20 protein-coding genes are annotated in these 18,418 nt (G+C 63.9%); 12 read left to right on the top strand and 8 right to left on the bottom strand.

Annotation, left to right across the window (positions count from 1 at the left end):
• Positions 1-349: 349 nt before the first annotated feature.
• The 4 genes from U5782_RS06925 (at position 350) to U5782_RS06910 (ending at position 4,323) form a co-directional block, all read left to right on the top strand.
• Complete coding sequence (locus U5782_RS06925) at positions 350-1,564, top strand: DUF2863 family protein (RefSeq protein WP_322043062.1); 1,215 nt, start codon at positions 350-352, stop codon at positions 1,562-1,564.
• A gap of 196 nt (positions 1,565-1,760) precedes the next feature.
• A complete protein-coding gene (locus tag U5782_RS06920; RefSeq protein WP_322043061.1) occupies positions 1,761-2,702 on the top strand; it encodes a response regulator transcription factor in 942 nt (313 codons plus the stop codon).
• Positions 2,703-2,712: 10 nt separating this feature from the next.
• Complete coding sequence (locus U5782_RS06915; protein ID WP_322043060.1) at positions 2,713-3,387, top strand: energy-coupling factor ABC transporter permease; 675 nt, start codon at positions 2,713-2,715, stop codon at positions 3,385-3,387.
• 243 nt (positions 3,388-3,630) lie between these two features.
• Positions 3,631-4,323, top strand: a complete 693-nt coding sequence (locus U5782_RS06910) for a BspC domain-containing protein (RefSeq protein ID WP_322043059.1) — start codon at positions 3,631-3,633, stop codon at positions 4,321-4,323.
• Positions 4,324-4,446: 123 nt separating this feature from the next.
• Here the strand turns inward: U5782_RS06910 and U5782_RS06905 are convergent, their stop codons facing one another.
• On the bottom strand, positions 4,447-5,610 hold the full coding sequence (locus tag U5782_RS06905; RefSeq protein WP_322043058.1) for a M14-type cytosolic carboxypeptidase: 1,164 nt from the start codon (positions 5,608-5,610) through the stop codon (positions 4,447-4,449).
• A 48-nt stretch (positions 5,611-5,658) separates the two neighbouring features.
• Positions 5,659-6,441: a peroxide stress protein YaaA gene (gene yaaA / locus U5782_RS06900; RefSeq protein WP_322043057.1), complete on the bottom strand. Its 783-nt coding sequence runs from the start codon at positions 6,439-6,441 to the stop codon at positions 5,659-5,661.
• 65 nt (positions 6,442-6,506) lie between these two features.
• Between yaaA and U5782_RS06895 the strand changes: the two genes are divergently transcribed.
• On the top strand, positions 6,507-7,043 hold the full coding sequence (locus U5782_RS06895; RefSeq protein ID WP_322043056.1) for a putative toxin-antitoxin system toxin component, PIN family: 537 nt from the start codon (positions 6,507-6,509) through the stop codon (positions 7,041-7,043).
• 79 nt (positions 7,044-7,122) lie between these two features.
• Positions 7,123-8,313: a pyridoxal phosphate-dependent aminotransferase gene (locus tag U5782_RS06890; protein WP_322043055.1), complete on the top strand. Its 1,191-nt coding sequence runs from the start codon at positions 7,123-7,125 to the stop codon at positions 8,311-8,313.
• Positions 8,314-8,429: 116 nt separating this feature from the next.
• Here U5782_RS06890 and U5782_RS06885 read toward each other — a convergent pair whose 3' ends face one another.
• Positions 8,430-9,071 carry a glutathione S-transferase gene (locus U5782_RS06885; RefSeq protein ID WP_322043054.1) on the bottom strand — a complete coding sequence of 214 codons (642 nt, stop codon included), beginning with the start codon at positions 9,069-9,071 and terminating at the stop codon, positions 8,430-8,432.
• A gap of 135 nt (positions 9,072-9,206) precedes the next feature.
• Between U5782_RS06885 and U5782_RS06880 the strand changes: the two genes are divergently transcribed.
• The 5 genes from U5782_RS06880 (at position 9,207) to U5782_RS06860 (ending at position 13,418) form a co-directional block, all read left to right on the top strand.
• Positions 9,207-9,368, top strand: coding sequence for a hypothetical protein (locus U5782_RS06880; protein WP_322043053.1), 162 nt, complete (start codon positions 9,207-9,209; stop codon positions 9,366-9,368).
• Entirely contained in the window at positions 9,365-10,156 is a 792-nt protein-coding gene (locus U5782_RS06875; protein WP_322043052.1) for an oxepin-CoA hydrolase, alternative type, read from the top strand. Before U5782_RS06880 ends, U5782_RS06875 begins: the two co-directional genes overlap by 4 nt.
• An 18-nt stretch (positions 10,157-10,174) precedes the next feature.
• Positions 10,175-10,894: a histidine phosphatase family protein gene (locus U5782_RS06870; protein WP_322043051.1), complete on the top strand. Its 720-nt coding sequence runs from the start codon at positions 10,175-10,177 to the stop codon at positions 10,892-10,894.
• A 34-nt stretch (positions 10,895-10,928) separates the two neighbouring features.
• Positions 10,929-12,065: a phosphotransferase gene (locus U5782_RS06865; protein WP_322043050.1), complete on the top strand. Its 1,137-nt coding sequence runs from the start codon at positions 10,929-10,931 to the stop codon at positions 12,063-12,065.
• Positions 12,066-12,158: 93 nt separating this feature from the next.
• Positions 12,159-13,418 (top strand): acyl-CoA dehydrogenase, encoded by a 1,260-nt coding sequence (locus U5782_RS06860; protein ID WP_322043049.1) that lies wholly within the window; start codon positions 12,159-12,161, stop codon positions 13,416-13,418.
• Positions 13,419-13,456: 38 nt separating this feature from the next.
• On the opposite strand, the gene U5782_RS06855 is transcribed toward U5782_RS06860, so the two are convergent.
• The gene (locus tag U5782_RS06855; protein ID WP_322043048.1) at positions 13,457-14,023 is read right to left on the bottom strand and encodes a hypothetical protein; all 567 of its coding nucleotides are present in this window, start codon (positions 14,021-14,023) and stop codon (positions 13,457-13,459) included.
• Between the two features lie 215 nt (positions 14,024-14,238).
• Here U5782_RS06855 and U5782_RS06850 point away from each other — a divergent pair, with 215 nt between their 5' ends.
• Complete coding sequence (locus U5782_RS06850) at positions 14,239-14,955, top strand: glutathione binding-like protein (protein WP_322043097.1); 717 nt, start codon at positions 14,239-14,241, stop codon at positions 14,953-14,955.
• An 88-nt stretch (positions 14,956-15,043) separates the two neighbouring features.
• On the opposite strand, the gene U5782_RS06845 is transcribed toward U5782_RS06850, so the two are convergent.
• The 4 genes from U5782_RS06845 to U5782_RS06830 are packed head-to-tail and all read right to left on the bottom strand — an operon-like array spanning position 15,044 to position 18,359.
• Positions 15,044-15,517, bottom strand: coding sequence for a MaoC family dehydratase (locus tag U5782_RS06845; RefSeq protein WP_322043047.1), 474 nt, complete (start codon positions 15,515-15,517; stop codon positions 15,044-15,046).
• Positions 15,514-15,987, bottom strand: coding sequence for a MaoC family dehydratase (locus U5782_RS06840; protein WP_322043046.1), 474 nt, complete (start codon positions 15,985-15,987; stop codon positions 15,514-15,516). Before U5782_RS06840 ends, U5782_RS06845 begins: the two co-directional genes overlap by 4 nt.
• 42 nt (positions 15,988-16,029) lie before the next feature.
• Positions 16,030-17,151: an acyl-CoA dehydrogenase gene (locus U5782_RS06835; RefSeq protein WP_322043045.1), complete on the bottom strand. Its 1,122-nt coding sequence runs from the start codon at positions 17,149-17,151 to the stop codon at positions 16,030-16,032.
• A gap of 11 nt (positions 17,152-17,162) precedes the next feature.
• Positions 17,163-18,359, bottom strand: coding sequence for an acyl-CoA dehydrogenase family protein (locus tag U5782_RS06830; protein WP_322043044.1), 1,197 nt, complete (start codon positions 18,357-18,359; stop codon positions 17,163-17,165).
• Positions 18,360-18,418: the final 59 nt, after the last annotated feature.

Here is an 18,418-nt window from a genome sequence, read left to right as displayed (position 1 = left end):
TTGCTGCATCAGCAGCAGAGAAACGAGATTATGAGGCCTCTTTTCCGCTTCGTCAACCTCTTTTTTTGCGCTACCGCTTAAAAGCTGTTGGTCCGGCGAACCGCCGTTTCTTCCGGCAGTCTTCGCTGCGAACACGTCAGCAGCGAAGGAGCGGAATTCTAGTCGCATAGATGACATAGCGCAAGCGCTTTCTCGCCTCCCGGCGATCCGCCTCTTCCGCGGCCATCTCAAAAGCGCATCGTCGCGACGCAGCAACGCCTCCTCCTCCAGACACCCTGTAGGGCAAACCGATGGCCCGCGCGGAACAGACTAGAATATGTGGTTCTCCGCATCCCAACTCACAAGATTTATGCGCTCGCGAATCGCCAAACGCCTCCCTCCCGATGCCGACAAACTCGTCGGCCTGTCGCTCGCCCTGTTTGCATCGGGTAGCCGCACCGAAGACCGCTTCTGGGAGGCCAAGCTCGACACGCTGCTTTCGAAGGTCGTGCGCAACGGCAATCAGACTACGCTCGACGCCGCGCTCGATCATCTGCAGCAGAACCACCCGGATGCCTACGGCGCGCTCGCAGACATGGCCGAGACCCATAGCGAGTCGTTCATCGTCGAGCACGAAGGGGGGCAATACGAGGCGCTGCTCGTCGCTGCGCCCGTGCTCGCCTGGACGCGCTACGTGATTCCGTCAGGCCCGCTGAAGGCGGACGCGTCGGAAGCCTTGCGTACGCATCTACAAGCGCATGTGCTGGCAGGCGGCACGCGCGTCGCGATGGCGCCCTATCTCTATAGCATCGATCAGTTGCCGCGCCATCACGTCGAGACCTGGCGCCTCGCGCAACAGCTCACGCAGGCGGCGCTCAACGGGACGGTCGCGAAGGTCAGCGCGGGCGAGTTGCCTGAGACGTCGCCGATCCTCGCCGATCCGCGTTTCCTGCTGGCCGTGGTCGCAGCGCCCGTCGGCACGCCACTGTTCCGCTGGCAAGAAGAAGATAACGGCTCGCGCATTGAGCGCGGTCAATGTCTCGAGCAGTGGGCGACGCAAGGCGGCGCGAACCTGGCCGTCGCCATGCCGGGCTGCGAATTCGAATGTCTGTTGCCAGACGCCTACTACTCCGCCTGTCGCGATGCCGACGAGCGCGTACGCCCGCACACCATCCGTACCGCCGTGCGTTATCTGCTCGACACGATCGGCGCGACTGCGCAGGACCTGCGCGCCGTCGTCGCCGGCTTTGGCGAACGCCGCATCGACGAGTATCGCGTCGGCTTCACGAAGCGCGGCAGCAACGACGTTCTCTACGGCGTCGTCTGGCCACTTTATGGTCGTGAGAATGGCGATGCTGACATCGACGAAGAACCGGCCGAGGAAAATGTAGGAGGCGGCCCGCTCGAAGAGATCGTCGCGCTGCTGAAGGAATCGGGCATCACCGATATTCGCCGTCACGCCGGCCGCTTCGAGCCCGAGTACTGCGACGACTGCGGTGTGCCGCTCTATGCCGATCCCCTCGGTGAGATTGTCCATGCAGAGATGCCGGAAGATGCTGAGCCTGTTCAGCCACACTTCCACTAAGCAACACGTCGTTTTCCTACCCGGTCCCGCCTGAGTGCGGGATTTTTTTTTGCCCTATGTCCTACGCCATTTGGACAGGCCGTTGGAAGGTTCTCTTTTTGTCATGATGATGCTGTTGGCCCGGTTCAAAAGCGGCGTGTACAGCAGCTGTCGCGCCCGATATTTCGAGAGGCCTCATCCAGGAGGAGGGCATTCCATGCGGTTCGCAGTATTCAATCCGGACGCCGAAAGGCGCGAAGGGCTCAAGGCGCTGTTACGACAAATCGACCGACGCGCTCGTTTTAACGACGCACCCGACTGGCGCAGCGCCGAACGCGCGATGCAGCGCTTCACGCCGAATCTGCTAGTGATCGACTGGCACGAGGGAATCGTTCCTGGCGAGCTACGCAACTTTGCAAACCGGCACCGAACGCTGCCCATCGCCGTACTGGTGGATCGCACCGAACCGCCGCATGGCGTGAAGGCGGTGCTCGACGAAGGCGCGCGCGGCATCATCCGCCGCACCACCGATTCGATCCTGATCGTCAAGCTTCTCGAACTGATCCTGCTCGGCGGCGACCACCTACCCGCCGACATTTTCGGCCCGTCGTACTGCCCACCCGGCCCCTGGCCCGTTCCACCGCGCCGCAACGCCAAGGGCACGACCGTACTTCGCAAGGGACCGCCCAAGGTCGAACTCTCGCCGCGCCAGGAACAGATCCTCCGCTGCGTGCACATGGGCAACACGAACAAGATGATTGCCCGCGCACTCGGCATCAGCGAGGGCACCGTCAAGGTCCATCTGGCAAGCATCTTTCAGCAGCTCGGCGCGCCCAACCGCGCCGCCGCCGTGGCCATCTACCACGGCCTGCTGTCCAGCCAGCTACAGGTACTGCGAACGCGCCGCGAAAGCGCGGCTAAACCGTCGTACGGCGAGCACGGTCAGGTGCCGTTACGCAAGCGCAGCAAGACACCCTTCCGCTATCCGTTGCGGACAGACGACACCCTCGAGGCCCTGCCTCTCGCTGCGGAGCCGGGCACGACCTACGCCGCCACGGCTGCGGCCACGCCTGCGCCGCCCGTCGAACCGGAGCACGAAGCCGGCGAAGAGCAGGAGGGACCGCCCGGATGCGCACACCTTTTGCCCTCCAACGAGTAATATGAAGCACATGGGGTTCCTATATACGCCGCTTCCGCTTTGGGTGATCGTCGGTGCATGGATTGCATCGGCGGGTTTGCTTGCGCTCGCGTTATGGAACAACCCATTCAAGCGTCTCCAGGACGCGACGCTCCAGCACGTGTGGCTCGCCATCATCGTGGCCGTCGCCGTGCTGTGGGCGAGCAACGCGTGGCTCGAAGACGGCACCGTTCTGCATCTGCTCGGTGCCACCCTCGTCGTCACGCTGTTCGACTGGGGGCTTGCGCTCGTCGCCATGGCAGTGGTCGTCGTACTGGCCGCTGTGGTGTTCGATGCGCCCTGGGACGGCGTCGCCCTCACCTTCCTCGTGTTCGGCGCCTTCCCCGTGGGCGTCTCGGCTCTGTTGCAGCGCGCCAGCGTCGCATGGTTGCCCCGCAATCTCTTTATGTTCATCGTCGGCCAGGGCTTCGTCTCACCCGCCATCGCCGTTTCGGCCGCAGCTTATCTGGCGCTCGGCACGCACATGGCGCTCAATGGCAACTCGCTGCTCACGATACCCGCGGGCTATGCTTTCAGCGTATTCCTGCTCGCGTCGGGGGAAGCGTGGTTCACCGGCATGGCCACCGCGCTGATCGCCGTCTATCGCCCCGCGTGGGTCACGACCTACGACGTGCGGCGATATCGCCTCGGCGGCCCGCGCGCCTGATGCTCGCCTCACCCGTCGCCGGCCTTCCATCTGACGGGTTCCTCGAACGCCGCACTGTAAGCCTGCGCTAGAATGGCCCGGCTTCCGAACGCGTGGGCATCGAGCTTCGTTAACCCGCCAGCCACGCGCAAAGACGATCCCCGTAGCAGTTTGTGCGAATTATTTGTCCCAAGACTGGAACTCATACCAGCGCCGCGGCATCTTACGGTGCCTGACGTCCCACCCTCATCCAGAAAAAAACAGATGGACCGCAACAACGCATCCCGCCAGTTGCTGACCGTACTCGGCCGACTGGCCGCCTGCGCCGCGAGCCTGGCACTTCTCTGCTCGCTCCCGGCCCAGGCCGATCAGCTCGAACAGCAAAGCGATCTCGTCAATACCTATGTCACGCAGATGCACGCCGACCCATTGGTCGCCAGTTGCGCGGCACACGGCAAATTCATCGCCAGTACCTCGAGCGTGCTCGATCACGTCGAGTTTCCGCCCAGCTCCTTTGACAGCGCGCACGCCACCGTGACGCCCTGGAACGATTCGTTCGACGAAGGCAAGCAGCGCGTGAAGGTCGACACGATCGTGACCGTCGATGGCGTTGGCGTCCCGCAGGACAGCAGCCAGGCGCCCTACGATCTCAAATTCCGCTGCGGCTATGTGGGCCAGCAGATCCTCGCGTTCAGCTGGAACGATCCCGTGCCGCCGTCGCGCGCGCATAGCGAAAGCAGCGCCGCTGCGGGTGGGACTGCCGCGCATGTGAGCGGCAAGCACGGCGCCAAGTCGAAGAAGGCAACGGGCAAGGGCAAGAACTCGAAGAAGGCAACGTCGGGCAAGTCGAGCCACAAGTCGTCGGCGACGACGAAGAGCAGCACCAAATCGTCGACGAAATCTTCGAAGTCCACGGCAAAGAAGACCGCCACGAAGAAGAAGTCGACAACGCACTGATCTCGCGCACTTCGACCGAAGCGCATGCAGCTCGAAACGAAGAAGGGGGAAACGGCTCACACCGTTTCCCCCTTCTTTCATTGCGTAGCCGCGTTCAACACGCCGCTACGCCCCATCAAGCGATCAAGCAAACGTCTCGACGTGATGCAGGATGGCTTGCAGCATCGCGGCGCCAAGCGCGGCGCTACGCTCGCCGTTCCAGCCCACGCGCTCATCGGGCAGATTGGCGTTGTCCTTGAACGGCATTTCCAGCGTGAGCGACAGGCAGCCGTACTTGTGGCCGATGTACTTCGACGCCAGCTTGAGGGCATCCTCGCGATAGCGGCTCGCCTCGTAGCCGTGCTTGTCCTGGAAGTCCGGGCTCGCGATCTTGAAAGCCTCGATGAACGCCGTCTGCTCCTTGCGCTGCTGGTCGGTGAAGCCCGGCAGCATTTCCGATCCCGCCACGAACACGTAGGGCAGCGTTTCGTCGCCGTGGATGTCGAAGAACAGATCGCAACCGGTGTCCTCGATCGCCTCGCGCACGAGCAGCACTTCGGGGCTGCGCTGCGCGTCCGGCTCCATCCATTCGCGGTTCAGGTTCGCGCCCGCGGCGTTGGTGCGCAGATTGCCGTGACGGCTACCGTCCGGGTTCATGTTCGGCACGATGTGGAACACCGCGTGGTCGAACACCTTGCGCGCGACCGGGTCGCCTGCCCAGTCGCCCATGCCCGCGAGACGCTTCACGAGGCCTTCGACGAACCACTCGGCCATCGTCTCGCCCGGATGCTGGCGCGCGATGATCCAGACGGTCTTCTTGGGCTTGCCTGCGGGCGTGTCGTCGCCGGGAGTGGCGAGCGTGAGCAGCGACATCGGCCGGCCTTCGACGCTCTGACCGAGTTCGGTCAGCATCGCGTGCGGCAACTGCTGCATCATGCCGAGGAATTCCGAATGGCGCTCTTCGCCGTACGGCTCGAAATAGGCGTAATAGATGCTGTCGAAATCGGGCGTATGGTCGATGGTCAGCACCTTGCCGTCATACGAGGTCGGCACGCGGAACCAGTTCACGCGATCGTAGCTCGCCACCGCTTCGTAGTTGCGCCAGCCTTCCGGAAACGCGCAATCCGCCGCGTTCTCGAACGTCATCACGCAGCGCTCGCCGCGCACGCCCGAGATGCGGAAGTAGAACCACTGCGCGAATTCCGATTGATTGTCGGCGCGCACGCGCAGACGAATTTTTTCGGCCTCTTCGCACGACAGCACTTCGATCGCACCCGCGTCGAACTGGCTGGAAATGGAAATCGTCATGACTTTTCCTTCGCTGGGTCAGCAATCAATATCGTTGAGTCAAACCGCTCAGTCGGCAATGCGCCGGCGGAATACATAAGTGGCATCGTTCGATGCGTCCGCATCGAATGCATAGCCTTCGAGGTCGAAGGCCTTCAGCGCTTCGGGCTCGGCAATGCGGTTCTCGACCGCATAGCGCGCCATCAAACCGCGCGCGCGCTTCGCATGGAAGCTGATGATCTTGTAGCGGCCGCCCTTCCAGTCTTCGAAGACCGGCGTGACGACTGGCGCCGCGAGCTTCTTCGGCTTGACGGCCTTGAAGTACTCATTGGATGCGCAATTCACGAGCACGCGCGCGCCCTTGTTGTTGCGCTCCAATTGTGCGTTGAGCGCCTGCGTGATGCGCTCGCCCCAGAATGCGTAGAGATCCTTGCCGCGCGGATTCTCGAAACGGGTGCCCATCTCCAGACGATAAGGCTGCAACAGATCGAGCGGTCGCAGCACGCCATACAGCCCCGAAAGCACGCGCACGTGGTTCTGCGCGTAGTCGAGATCGGCGTGTGAGAGCGAGCGGGCATCGAATCCTTCGTAGACGTCGCCATTGAAGGCCAGCACGGCCTGCTTCGCGTTTTCGCGGCTGAACTGCGTCGACCAGTCGGCGTAACGCTGGAAGTTCAGGCGCGCGAGCGGGTCCGAGATGCTCATGAGCGTGCCGATCTGCTGCGGTGAAAGGCGGCGCAGGCCGTCGATCAACTCGGCTGCATCGTCCACGAAATCGGGGATGGTGTGAGTGTCGATGTGCGTCGGCGTGTCATAGTCCAGCGATTTGGCCGGCGACAGAACGATTATCATAGAGGCTTGCAGGCACACACGTGCCGATGTTCAAAGGCGAAAGCCCGATTGTAGCGAATTCACGAATGACCGGTCTCACGCCCCCTGATCACGCCCCCTCCCCGAGCGATGCCGCCCCGCTGGCCGTGGTGCTCGACTCCAACGTCTGGCTCGACATTCTCGTCTTCGACGATCCGCATACGCGGCCGATTCGCGCCGCGCTCGAACGCGGCACGCTCGCGGCGTTGATCGACGTGCGTTGTCAGGGCGAACTGGCCCACGTGCTCGACTATCCGCAGTTTCAGGGGCGCGGCACCGACAAGGCAGCGGCGCTCGCGAAACTAGGCACGCTGGTGCGCCTGATCGAACTGCCCGAATTGCCCGCCGATGCCCGTGCGCTGCCGCAATGCCGCGACCGCGACGACCAGAAGTTTCTGGAGCTGGCGCGCGCAAGCGGCGCGGCCTGGCTGGTTTCGAAGGACCGCGCCGTGCTCAAGATGGCCAGGCGCATTGCGCGCGATTTCGGTTTTCGCATCGCCACGCCCGACACCTTCGTGGCCGAATGCGCGCTGGCCCCCGAGGCAACCACCACGCCGACGGCATCCGAACCGTCGGCAGTCTGAGCAGGGCTGCCCTACAATCGGAATTTCGCAGCAGCCTTTCAAGACCTTCCCGTTCCACCGTCTTCCTACCATCCGCGCCATGAACGCACCGCATCCGTCGCAAGAGTCGCAGCAAAACCTGTTCACACCCTCATTTCCGTCGCGCCTGCCCAATGTCGGCACGACGATCTTTACGGTGATGAGCGCGCTCGCCGCCGAAAAAGGTGCGGTGAACCTGGGACAGGGCTTCCCCGATTTCGATTGCGACGCGCGCATCGTCGATGCGGTTGCGCAGGCGATGCGTGACGGTCACAACCAGTATCCGCCGATGGCCGGCGTCGCCGCGCTGCGCGAAGCGATCTCCGACAAGATCGCGAGCGTCTACGGCCGCCGCTACGACGCCGCCAGCGAGATCACGGTGACGGCGGGCGCCACCCAGGCGCTGCTCACGGCGATCCTCGCGACCGTGCATCCCGGCGACGAAGTGATCGTGGTCGAGCCGACCTACGACAGCTACCTGCCGTCGATCGAACTCGCCGGTGGCAAGCCCGTGTTCGTGACGCTCAACGCGCCCGATTACGCGATTCCCTTCGACAAGCTCGCAGCGGCCATCACGCCGAAGACGCGCCTGATCCTCATCAACACGCCGCACAACCCGACCGGTACGGTCTGGCGCGCCGAGGACATGCGCAAGCTCGAAGACATCGTGCGCGGCACCAACGTGCTGATCCTCTCCGACGAGGTCTACGAGCACATGGTCTACGACGGCCAGCCGCACGAGAGCGTCGCGCGCTATCCGGAACTGGCCGCGCGCAGCTTCATCGTCTCGAGCTTCGGCAAGACCTATCACGTGACGGGCTGGAAGCTCGGCTACGTAGCCGCGCCCGCCGCGCTCACGGCGGAATTCCGCAAGGTGCATCAGTTCAACGTGTTCACGGTGAACACGCCGATGCAGGTGGGCCTCGCCCACTATCTGCGCGATCCGAAGCCGTATCTGGAACTGCCCGCGTTCTACCAGAAGAAGCGCGACTTCTTCCGAGCGGGACTCGCCAACTCGCGCTTCAAGCTGCTGCCCTGCGAGGGCACCTACTTCCAGTGCGTCGATTACTCGGCGATCAGCGACCTGCCCGAGGCCGAGTTCTCGAAGTGGCTCACGGCGGAAATCGGCGTGACCGCAATTCCGGTCTCGGCGTTCTATCACGAAGCCCACGAATCGGGCGTTGTGCGCTTTTGCTTCGCGAAGCAGGAAAGCACGCTCGCTAGCGCACTCGAACGCCTCGCGCGCCTCTGATACAGGGCGCGCACGCGAGCACCCGCGCGATGCGTCCGCGAACGTCCAATCGTTGCGGCCCATCGCGCGAGAGGCGGCGCACTCAATCGAGCGCGCGCCTCGCTTCAATCACTGCGTCAGGCAGTCGCCTCGATATACGCCTTGCGATCGGCCGCGACACGCTGCGCCGCGGGCCGCTCGCCCACCGCTTTCACATACGCCTTCCAGTCCACGCCGGCCTCGGCGAGCATGTCGCGGCCGTAGATCTTCTGCGTGGCCATCGCAACGAGCGGCAGGCTCACGAACGCCGCCATATCGACGATGCCGAAGCTCTCGCCACGCGCGTAAGGCGCGAACGACGCGAGCCGCGTGAGACTCCCGAGATAGCGCTTCACGCGCTTCTCCACACTCTTCTTGACCTCGTCGCTCACTGTGCCGCCGAAGAACGCTTCGCCGTACAGCTCGCGCACGACCAGTTCCAGATGCGTTTCGATCACGGTGATCAGTTCGCGCTCCTTGGCCGCCTGCCAGGGATCGGCGGAAAAAATCCGCTTCTCGGGATAACGCGCCGCCAGATACTCGACGATCACTTCCGACTCGCACAGAAAGCCCAGCTCCGTCTCCAGGAACGGCACCTTGCCCGTGGGCGACTGCACGAGCTGCGCCTCGGCGAGCGGCAGTTTCGTCAGCACTTCCTCGAACTCGATGCCGTGCTCGAGCAGCACGAACTTGACCTTGTTGTAGTAGTTCGAGAGGGCAAAACCATGCAGCTTGATCATCCTCGTTTCCTCCTGGGGGCGACGGCCTGCAATCCCGCATCGGGTGAACCCGAAGTACACGGGATAAGCGCAGAACCTTTTTCATAAAAATGTACGACCGTGCTATTCTAAGCCACTCATGGAGCCACGCTTCCAATGACTTCACATCATTTCAATATTGAGACAACCGGCGTCGCGGCCGCCAGCGCATACCTCGCCGACACCTTCGCCAAAGTCACGGCAAAAGGCAAGCTCGGGCTGTCCCTCGCGCAGCCCGACGTCACTCCGTACACGCTTTCGAACGAGGCATCGCAATGAGCGCCGAACTCCGCACCTCCCGCCCGCAGAACCACGAATCGACGCTCGTCCTGACGCTGTCGAACCCCGGCGCGCGCAACGCGCTGCACCCCGACATGTACGCCGCCGCGATCGAAGCGTTCGACGCGGCCGAGCGCGATGAATCGTTGCGCGCGATCGTCCTCACGGGCGCCGACAACTTCTTCTGCGCAGGCGGCAATCTGAACCGCCTGCTCGAAAATCGCGCCAAGGATCCGTCGGTCCAGGCCGCCAGCATCGACATGCTGTCCCACTGGGCCACGGCCATGCGCCAGTCGAGCAAGATCGTGATCGCCGCCGTGGAAGGCGCGGCCGCGGGCGCGGGCTTTTCACTCGCGCTGGCCGCCGACCTGCTCGTGGCCGCCGAAGACGCCAAGTTCGTGATGGCCTATTCGCGCGTGGGCCTCACGCCCGACGGCGGCGGCTCGTGGTTTCTCTCGCGCGCGCTGCCGCGTGCGCTTGCCTTCGAAGTGATGGTCGAAGGCAAGCCGATCGGCGCGCCGCGTCTGGCCGATCTGGGTGTCGTCAATCGCGTGGTCAAGCCGCAGACCGCACTCGATGCGGCGCTCGCCTGGTCCGACGAACTCGCGAAGATCTCGCCTAACTCGGCCTCGCGCATCAAGGCGTTGACGAACGCCGCGCCGCTTCAGTCGCTCGATGCGCAACTCGTCGACGAACGCGAGAGTTTTGTGAGTTCGCTGCATCATCGCGATGGTCTCGAAGGTATCACCGCGTTCCTCGAAAAACGCACGCCGGTCTACAAGCGCTGATCAACAGGTGAGCCAACAATGAGCGAATTCCAGTTGCCCAAGCGCCGGCGCATCTATCTGATGCGTCACGGCGACGTCACCTATTTCGACGACAGCGGCCGCGCGATCGACCCCGATACCGTACCGCTCAACGAAACCGGCCGCGCCCAGGCCACCGCCGCGGGCGAGGCGTTTGCGCAGCAAGACGTGCGCTTCGACCGCGTGATCGTGAGCGGTCTGCGGCGCACGGTCGAGACCGCGCAGCGTGTGCTCGCCGCCACTGGCCAGCCGATCGCGCTGGAAGAGCAACCCGCGTGGCAGGAGATTCACGGCGGACGTCTGGCGGACATTCCGCCCGCCGATGTCGAGGACGCATTCCTGCGCGCCTTCGATGGCATCGTCCCCGAAGCGACGCGCTTTCTCGGCGGCGAATCCATCGGTGAACTGCTCGACCGCGTGCTGCCGGCGGTCGCCGCACTGCGCGCCGATGCCTCGTGGGACACGGCGCTGCTGGTCCTGCACGGCGGCGTCAACCGCGCGATCCTCTCGCACGCGATCACGGCAGGCGGGCGCCAGTTCTTCGGCCATCTCGCGCAGACCACGGGCTGCATCAACGTGCTCGACGTGGGCGCCGCACCCAGCGACTGGGTCGTGCGCACGCTCAATTTCGCACCGCCATCGTCGCTGCATCGCGACGTGCGCAACACAACGATGGAGATGCTGTACGCGCAATTCCTGCGCTATCGCCCCGAGCGCTAGCGCGGACCACCCATACTGGAGAAGGGAGACAAAAATGGCGCAAGCCACCCCGGATGGAGACAATCGCGACGCCCGCCTTTCAGCCGATCGCTCGACCGACTTTTCGGCGTTCGAAGGCACCCGCCCCGTCGCCGAGCGGCAGCGCTTCGATACGGCGACACTAGCCGCGTGGCTCGCGACGCACGTCGCGGGCTTCGAAGGTCCGCTCACCGTCGAGCAGTTCGCAGGCGGCCAGTCGAATCCCACCTTCAAGCTGGTGACGCCCTCGCGCAGCTACGTGATGCGCGCGAAGCCCGGTCCGAAGGCGAAGCTGCTGCCCTCCGCGCATGCGATCGAACGCGAGTACCGCGTGATGGATGCGCTCGGCGCTACCGACGTGCCGGTCGCGAAGATGCTGGCGCTGTGTGAGGACGAAGCCGTGATCGGCCGCGCGTTCTATGTGATGGAGTTTGTCGAGGGCCGCGTGCTGTGGGATCAGTCGCTGCCCGGCATGACGCGCGAGGAGCGCGGCGCGATTTACGACGAAATGAATCGCGTGATCGCAGCACTCCATAACGTGGACCCGAACGCGATCGGCCTCGCCGACTACGGCAAACCAGGCAATTACTTCGCACGCCAGATCGATCGTTGGAGCCGCCAGTATCAGGCGTCGGAGACGGAGTCGATCGACGCGATGAACCGCCTGATCGAATGGCTGCCGCAACATATTCCCGATGAAAGCAGCGAAGGCGCCGCACGCGTCTCGATCGTGCACGGCGACTTCCGCCTGGACAACCTGATCTTCCACCCCACCGAGCCGCGTGTGCTCGCCGTGCTCGACTGGGAACTGTCGACGCTCGGCAACCCGCTCGCCGATTTTTCGTATCACTGCATGGCGTGGCATGTGGAACCGGGGCAGTTTCGCGGCATCGGCGGGCTCGACTGGGCCGCGCTCGGCATTCCCGACGAAGAGCAGTATGTGCGCCGCTACCGCGAACGCACGGGTCTGACCATTCAGGGCGACTGGAACTTCTATCTTGCCTACAACATGTTCCGCATCGCGGCCATCTTGCAGGGGATCATGAAGCGCGTCGTGGACGGCACAGCCGCCAGCGCCCAGGCAGCCGATGCCGGCCGCCGTGCGAAGCCGATGGCCGAACTGGCCTGGCAGTACGCGCAGAAGGTGCGCTAAGCGAGCGCCTTCAAGTAGCACGCGTTTCCCGTATTCAATCCGCACTCGATTCCTGGTCGGTGCATTCTCAGTGCTCTATTTGCGAGGTTCTGGATGAATTTCGATTACACCCCGAAGGTGCAGGCGCTGCGCGAGAAACTGCTCGCGTTCTTCGACGAACACATCTATCCGAATGAAGCCGTCTATCACGCGGAAATCGAGCGCAATCGCGCCAATGGCAATCCGTGGGTGGCGACCGAGATCGTCGAACAACTCAAGGTGAAGGCACGCGAAGCGGGCTTGTGGAATCTGTTTCTGCCCGAGTCGCATCGCGGCGCGGGGCTGACGAACCTCGAATACGCACCGCTGTGCGAGATCATGGGCCGCGTCATCTGGGCGCCCGAAGTGTTCAATTGCAGCGCGCCCGACACCGGCAACATGGAGACCATCGAGCGCTACGGCAGCGAGGAGCACAAGCGCCAGTGGCTCGAACCCCTGCTGCAAGGCCAGATTCGTTCGGCATTCCTGATGACCGAACCTGAAGTCGCCTCGTCGGACGCCACCAACATCCAGACGCGCATCGAGCGCGACGGCGACGACTACGTCATCAACGGTACGAAATGGTGGTCGTCGGGTGCGGGCGACCCGCGCTGCGCGATCTATATCGTGATGGGCAAGACCGATCCCGATGCGCCGCGCCACGCGCAACAGTCGATGATCCTCGTGCCCGCCGACACCGCTGGCATCACCGTCAAGCGCCCGCTCACTGTGTTCGGCTACGACGACGCACCGCACGGTCATATGGAAATCAAGCTGGAAAACGTGCGCGTGCCGGCATCGAACATCCTGCTGGGCGAAGGGCGCGGCTTCGAGATCGCGCAAGGCCGTCTCGGGCCGGGCCGCATTCACCACTGCATGCGCCTGATCGGACTCGCGGAACGCGCGCTCGAATTCATGTCGAAGCGCGCCCTCTCGCGCGTCGCTTTCGGCAAGACCATCGCGCAGCAGACCGTCACGCAGGAACGCATCGCCGAGGCGCGCTGCATGATCGAGCAGGCACGCCTGCTCACGCTCAAGACCGCGTACATGATGGACACCGTCGGCAACAAGGGCGCGCGCGGCGAGATCGCGATGATCAAGGTGGTCGCGCCGAACATGGCCTGCCGGGTGCTCGACTGGGCGATCCAGGTGCACGGCGGCGGCGGCGTGAGCGGCGACTTCCCGCTGGCCTATTCCTATGCGCAGGCCCGCACGCTGCGCTTCGCCGACGGTCCCGACGAAGTCCACCGCAACGCGATCGCCAAGCTCGAGCTCGCGCGCTACATGGATGCAGGTGCGGCTTCGCGCGTGGAGTTGCCGGTTACGCGCTCATAAGCTGCGGGGAACGACTGGCGCATTGGTGGATGCGCCAGCTAACTTTCCGGCTGCATGGCCAGCGTTTTCGCCACGGCGGCGAGTGTGCGCCGCCGGATCCATCCGCTCGACGCACGTATGGCTAGCCAGTACGGAGTCATCAGCGCTTTCGTGCCCCACGACGGACAAGCGACGAAAGTTTCAGTGACGAGGCTGGCCTCGCTCTGCCCGTCGTCCGGCACGCGAAAGCGCAGTACCAGCTTCGCGACATCGGTACGCTTTAGCGCCAGGAACGCAGCGGCATCGGCCACATCCACCAGCCCGAAATCGGGACGCCAGAAGCGCCCGGCGAGACCGAATGTCAGTTCGCGTTCGTCACGATGCAAGGGCGTGAAATTCGCCAGGCCGAACGGCTCGCGCGTCGTGCCTCCCACACGCTGCCTGAGTCGATCGGGCCACTCGCGCACACTTAGCAAAACGTCGATCACGGGATCGCTGCGCGCATCGAATGCCGCGACGGCGTCGATGATGCGCGACGGCAGCGCCACGCCCACAGTGGCTTCATGCCGTTCGTAAAAGGTGTAATGCGAGAGCCAGGGCGAAGGTGACGCTGTTTGATCGGGCATCGTGTATCAGGGCGAAGCGCCCCTGTTTCAACGCAACGCGCCATGATGCCATCGACTGCCCGAAGCGCGATCCCACGCTGGCATTGAGGTCACTCGAGCGCCTTCTGCGGCGCACATCGAACTATGCTAACGTCCGCGAGATCCGGCGCGCGGCAAGCGACGATACAAGCGACGACAAGCACGCGCCTTCGTTCATGGAGCTTCAAGGAGTCACGATGATCGATGTCTATAGCTGGGCCACGCCCAACGGCCACAAAGTCCATATCATGCTGGAGGAAACCGGTCTCGAGTACCGCGTGCACCCCATCGATATCGGCGCGGGCGACCAGTTCAAGCCTGAATTTCTCGATATCAGCCCGAACAACAAGATCCCGGCCATCACCGATTCCGAAGGCCCGGCGCGCGCGGACGGCAAGCCGTTCTCCTTGTTCGAGTCGGGTGCGATCCTGATCTATCTGGCCGCGAAGACCGGCAAGTTCATGCCCGAAGACCTTGCCGCGCGCTATGACGTGCTGCAATGGGTGATGTTCCAGATGGGCGGCCTCGGCCCGATGCTCGGCCAGGCGCACCACTTCCGCATCTATGCGCCCGAGAAGATCGAGTACGCGGTGAACCGCTACACGAACGAAGCAAAGCGTCTCTATAACGTGATGGAAACGCAACTCGAAAAGACCGAATATCTCGCGGGCGATGAATACACCATCGCCGATATCGCTGCGTTCCCGTGGACACGTTCGTGGCAGAACCAGGGCATCGACCTCGATTCGCTTCCGAACGTGAAGCGCTGGCACGAGGCCATTGCAGCGCGGCCCGCCGTCCAGCGCGGCGTCGAAGTGCTCGCGAGCGCGCGCAAGCCGCTGATGGACGACAAGGCCAAGGAAATGCTGTTCGGCGCGACGCAGTACGCGAAGCACGACTCGAAAGCGGCCTGAGTCTCTCACCGTTAAGCCGATAAAAAAGGGCGTCTGGTTCTCAAGCAGACGCCCTTTTTGTTGCCGTCACACGCGGCGAATCAGAAGATCAGAAGTAGTGCCGCGAAATAAACTCGGCGATACAGGCGGGCCGCTCGCTACCTTCGCATTCGAGGCTCACGTTCCAGACCACCTGCGCGCCACCACCTTCGATGTCGGTGACTTCTTTCACGCCAAAGCGTCCGCGCAACTTCGCGCCCACCGGCACCGGCGAAGTGAAGCGCACACGGTTGAGCCCATAGTTGACGCCCATGCGTTGACGCAACGACACCGTCGATGCGAGCAGCACAGGCACGAGCGACAAGGTGAGAAAGCCGTGCGCGATCGGGCCGCCGAACGGCGACTCGCGGCGCGCACGCTCCGCGTCGATGTGAATCCACTGATGATCGCCCGTGGCATCGGCGAAACCCTGCACGCTCGGTGCGCTCACCTCGCGCCAGGGGCTCACGAAAGGCTCGGTGCCGACGAGCGCGCGCAGGGCGGCCAGATCGGCGATTTCCACAGTGGCAGCGACCTCGCTCATGCAGCGTCTCCCGTGTTGTGCGCGCCCGGATGGCGCAGTCCAAACAATCCTTTCGAGCTGACCGTGACGACGAGTTCGCCGTGCTGGTTGCGCCCTTCCCAGCGCGTTTCGACAATGCCGCGGTCGGGCTTGCTCTGCGAGACGCGCTTGCTGACGATGATGTTGAGCATCGACAGCGTGTCGCCCACGCGCACCGGCTTGATCCATCGGATCTCGTCGATGCCCGGCGAGCCCATCGAGGTCGAGTCCTTGAAGAAGTTGCGCACCAGCATGCCCATCATCGTCGAGCAGGTATGCCAGCCGCTCGCCACGAGTGCGCCGAACATCGATGCCTCGCCGGCGGCCTCGCTCAGGTGGAACGGCTGCGGATCGTACTTCTGCGCGAATTCCACGATTTCCTCGCGCCCGAACGTGTGCGAGCCCACTTCATAGGACTTGCCCACTTCGAGATCTTCATAACTCAAACCCATCGATGGCTCTCCGTTTCCTCTTTTACGCGTGCTAACGCGCGCTCACGCAGCGGCCTGCGCGAAACCCGGCACCGAAGCGAAACGTTCGAGGTGGTAATCGACGTCGCCAAGCGTGGTCTCGATGATCGCGAGCCGCTTGAACATGTGCGCCGCCGCGACCTCGTTGGTCACGCCCATACCGCCGTGCAACTGCACCGCCTGCTGGCCGACATGGCGCGCCGCCTGTCCCACGCGCACTTTCGCCGCGGAAATCGTGCGTCGGCGCTCGTCGGGCGATGCGCTACTGTAACGCGCCGCCGCGAGATACGTGAGCGAGCGGGCCTGCTCGCCGTGGATCAGCATCTCGGCCATACGGTGCTGGAGGGCCTGGAAGCGCGCGATCGGCACGCCGAACTGCTGGCGCGTCTTCGTGTACTCGACGGTGGCGTGATTGAGCGCGTCGATCAAGCCCACGGCTTCCGCGCACAGCAGGAAGGTGGCGTAGTCGGCGACCTGCTCCCACGTGGCCGCGCCCGCGTTGCCCAGACGCCGTGCACGCGCGCCGTCGAACTTGAGCGTGGCGGCGCGTTGGCCGTCGATGGTGCGATAGTCGCTGACCGTCACGCCCTGCGCGTCGTGCGCGACGATGAACAGCGCGACTTCGCCTGCCAGACGCGCCGGGACGATCCAGTAGTCGGCCTGTGCGCCGTGCTGCACGACCGACTTGCTGCCCGTGAGCGCAAAACCGTCGCCGGTTTCCTTCGCGCTCGTGGCAAGCGAGAACAGGTCGTAGCGTGCCTCGGGTTCGTGAAATGCCGGTGCGAGCTTGATTTCGCCCGTGGCGACGCGTTCGAGCATCGCAGCGTTCTCGGCATCATTTGCGCCTGCGAGCTTGAGCGCCTCGATCCCCACTGCGCTCGCCCAGTACGGCTCGACCACGAGCGCGCAGCCCAGTTCCTGCATGACCACGAGCATGTCGAAGGGCGCGCCGTCAAAACCGCCCTGCTCCGCCGGCACCGGCAGCGCCGTCAAACCGAGTTCGACGAACGCATTCCAGTGCGCGGCCGAGACGCCTTCGGGCGTCTTCACGATCGCCTGGCGCGCTTCGAAGCCGTAGTTCTTGTCGAGATAGCGACGCAGCGCGTCGGCGAGTTGCTGTTGCTCTTCGGTGAAATTGAAGTCCATTGCGCCGCTCCTCAAATCCCCAGAATCATCTGCGCGATGATGTTCTTCTGGATTTCGTTCGATCCGCCGTAAATCGACGTCTTGCGGTAGTTGAAGTAGTACGCCGCGAGCGGCGCTGCGTCGTCGTCGCCCGCCACCGAATGCGCGTGCTCGCCTTCGAGGAAAGCCGGATCGAACGGCGCGGCGAGCGGACCGACCGCATCGACCATCAACTCGGTCAGCGCCTGCTGGATTTCGGTGCCCTTGATCTTGAGCATGGAGGCTTCGGGACCGGGGCCGCGACCGTTGCCGCTGCTCGCGATCACGCGCTCGGCGGTAACTTCGAGCGCCATCAGCTCGATCTCGACGGCGGCCACGCGCGACGCGAAGACCGGGTCGTGCAGCAGCGGCTTGCCGTTTTTCTTCTGGTTCAGCGCGACGTGCTTGAGGAACGCGAGTTCGCGGTTCGATACACCCACGCGTGCGATGCCGGTGCGCTCGTGGCCGAGCAGATACTTGGCGTAGGTCCAGCCGCGGTTCTCCTCGCCCACCAGGTTCTCGACCGGGACCTTCACGTCCTCGAGGAACACTTCGTTGACCTCATGGTCTTCGTCGAGCGTGATGATCGGGCGCACGGTGATGCCGGGCGTTTTCATGTCGATCAGCAGGAAGGAGATGCCTTCCTGCTTCTTCGCGGCGGGATCGGTGCGCACGAGGCAGAACATCATGTCGGCGTGCTGACCGAGCGTGGTCCAGGTTTTCTGGCCGTTCACGACGTAGTGGTCGCCTTCGCGGACGGCGCGCGTGCGCAGCGAAGCGAGGTCGGAACCCGAACCCGGTTCCGAATAGCCCTGGCACCACCAGTCTTCGCCCGAGAGGATGCGCGGCAGATAGCGGCGCTTTTGCGCCTCGTTGCCGTACTTCATGATCACGGGCGCGACCATCGACACGCCGAACGGCAGGACCGGCGGCGCGCCGATGCGCCCGCATTCGTCATCCCAGATATGGCGCTGCGTTTCGGTCCAGCCGGGTCCGCCCCATTCGGCGGGCCAGGCCGGCGCCGACCAGCCCCGGGTGCCGAGCAGCTTGTGCCAGCTCGCGATGTCCTCGCGGCTCAGGCGTTTGTGATTGAGAACTTTGGCGCGCGTGTCCTGAGGCACATTGGCCTCGAGCCAGGTGCGGACTTCGGCGCGAAACGCGTCGTCGGTGGGGGTGTAGTCGAGATCCATGCGGTTTGTCTCCTGGCCGCGGCTGGTTGGGAGCGAACCCGAGCCGCGACGAAGACCCG

It is taken from the genome of Paraburkholderia sp. J67, from assembly GCF_905220265.1.
Taxonomy (GTDB): Bacteria; Pseudomonadota; Gammaproteobacteria; order Burkholderiales; family Burkholderiaceae; genus Paraburkholderia.
The sequence above is the reverse complement of the archived record's forward strand: the minus strand, read 5'-3'. Positions and strand labels throughout refer to the sequence as shown.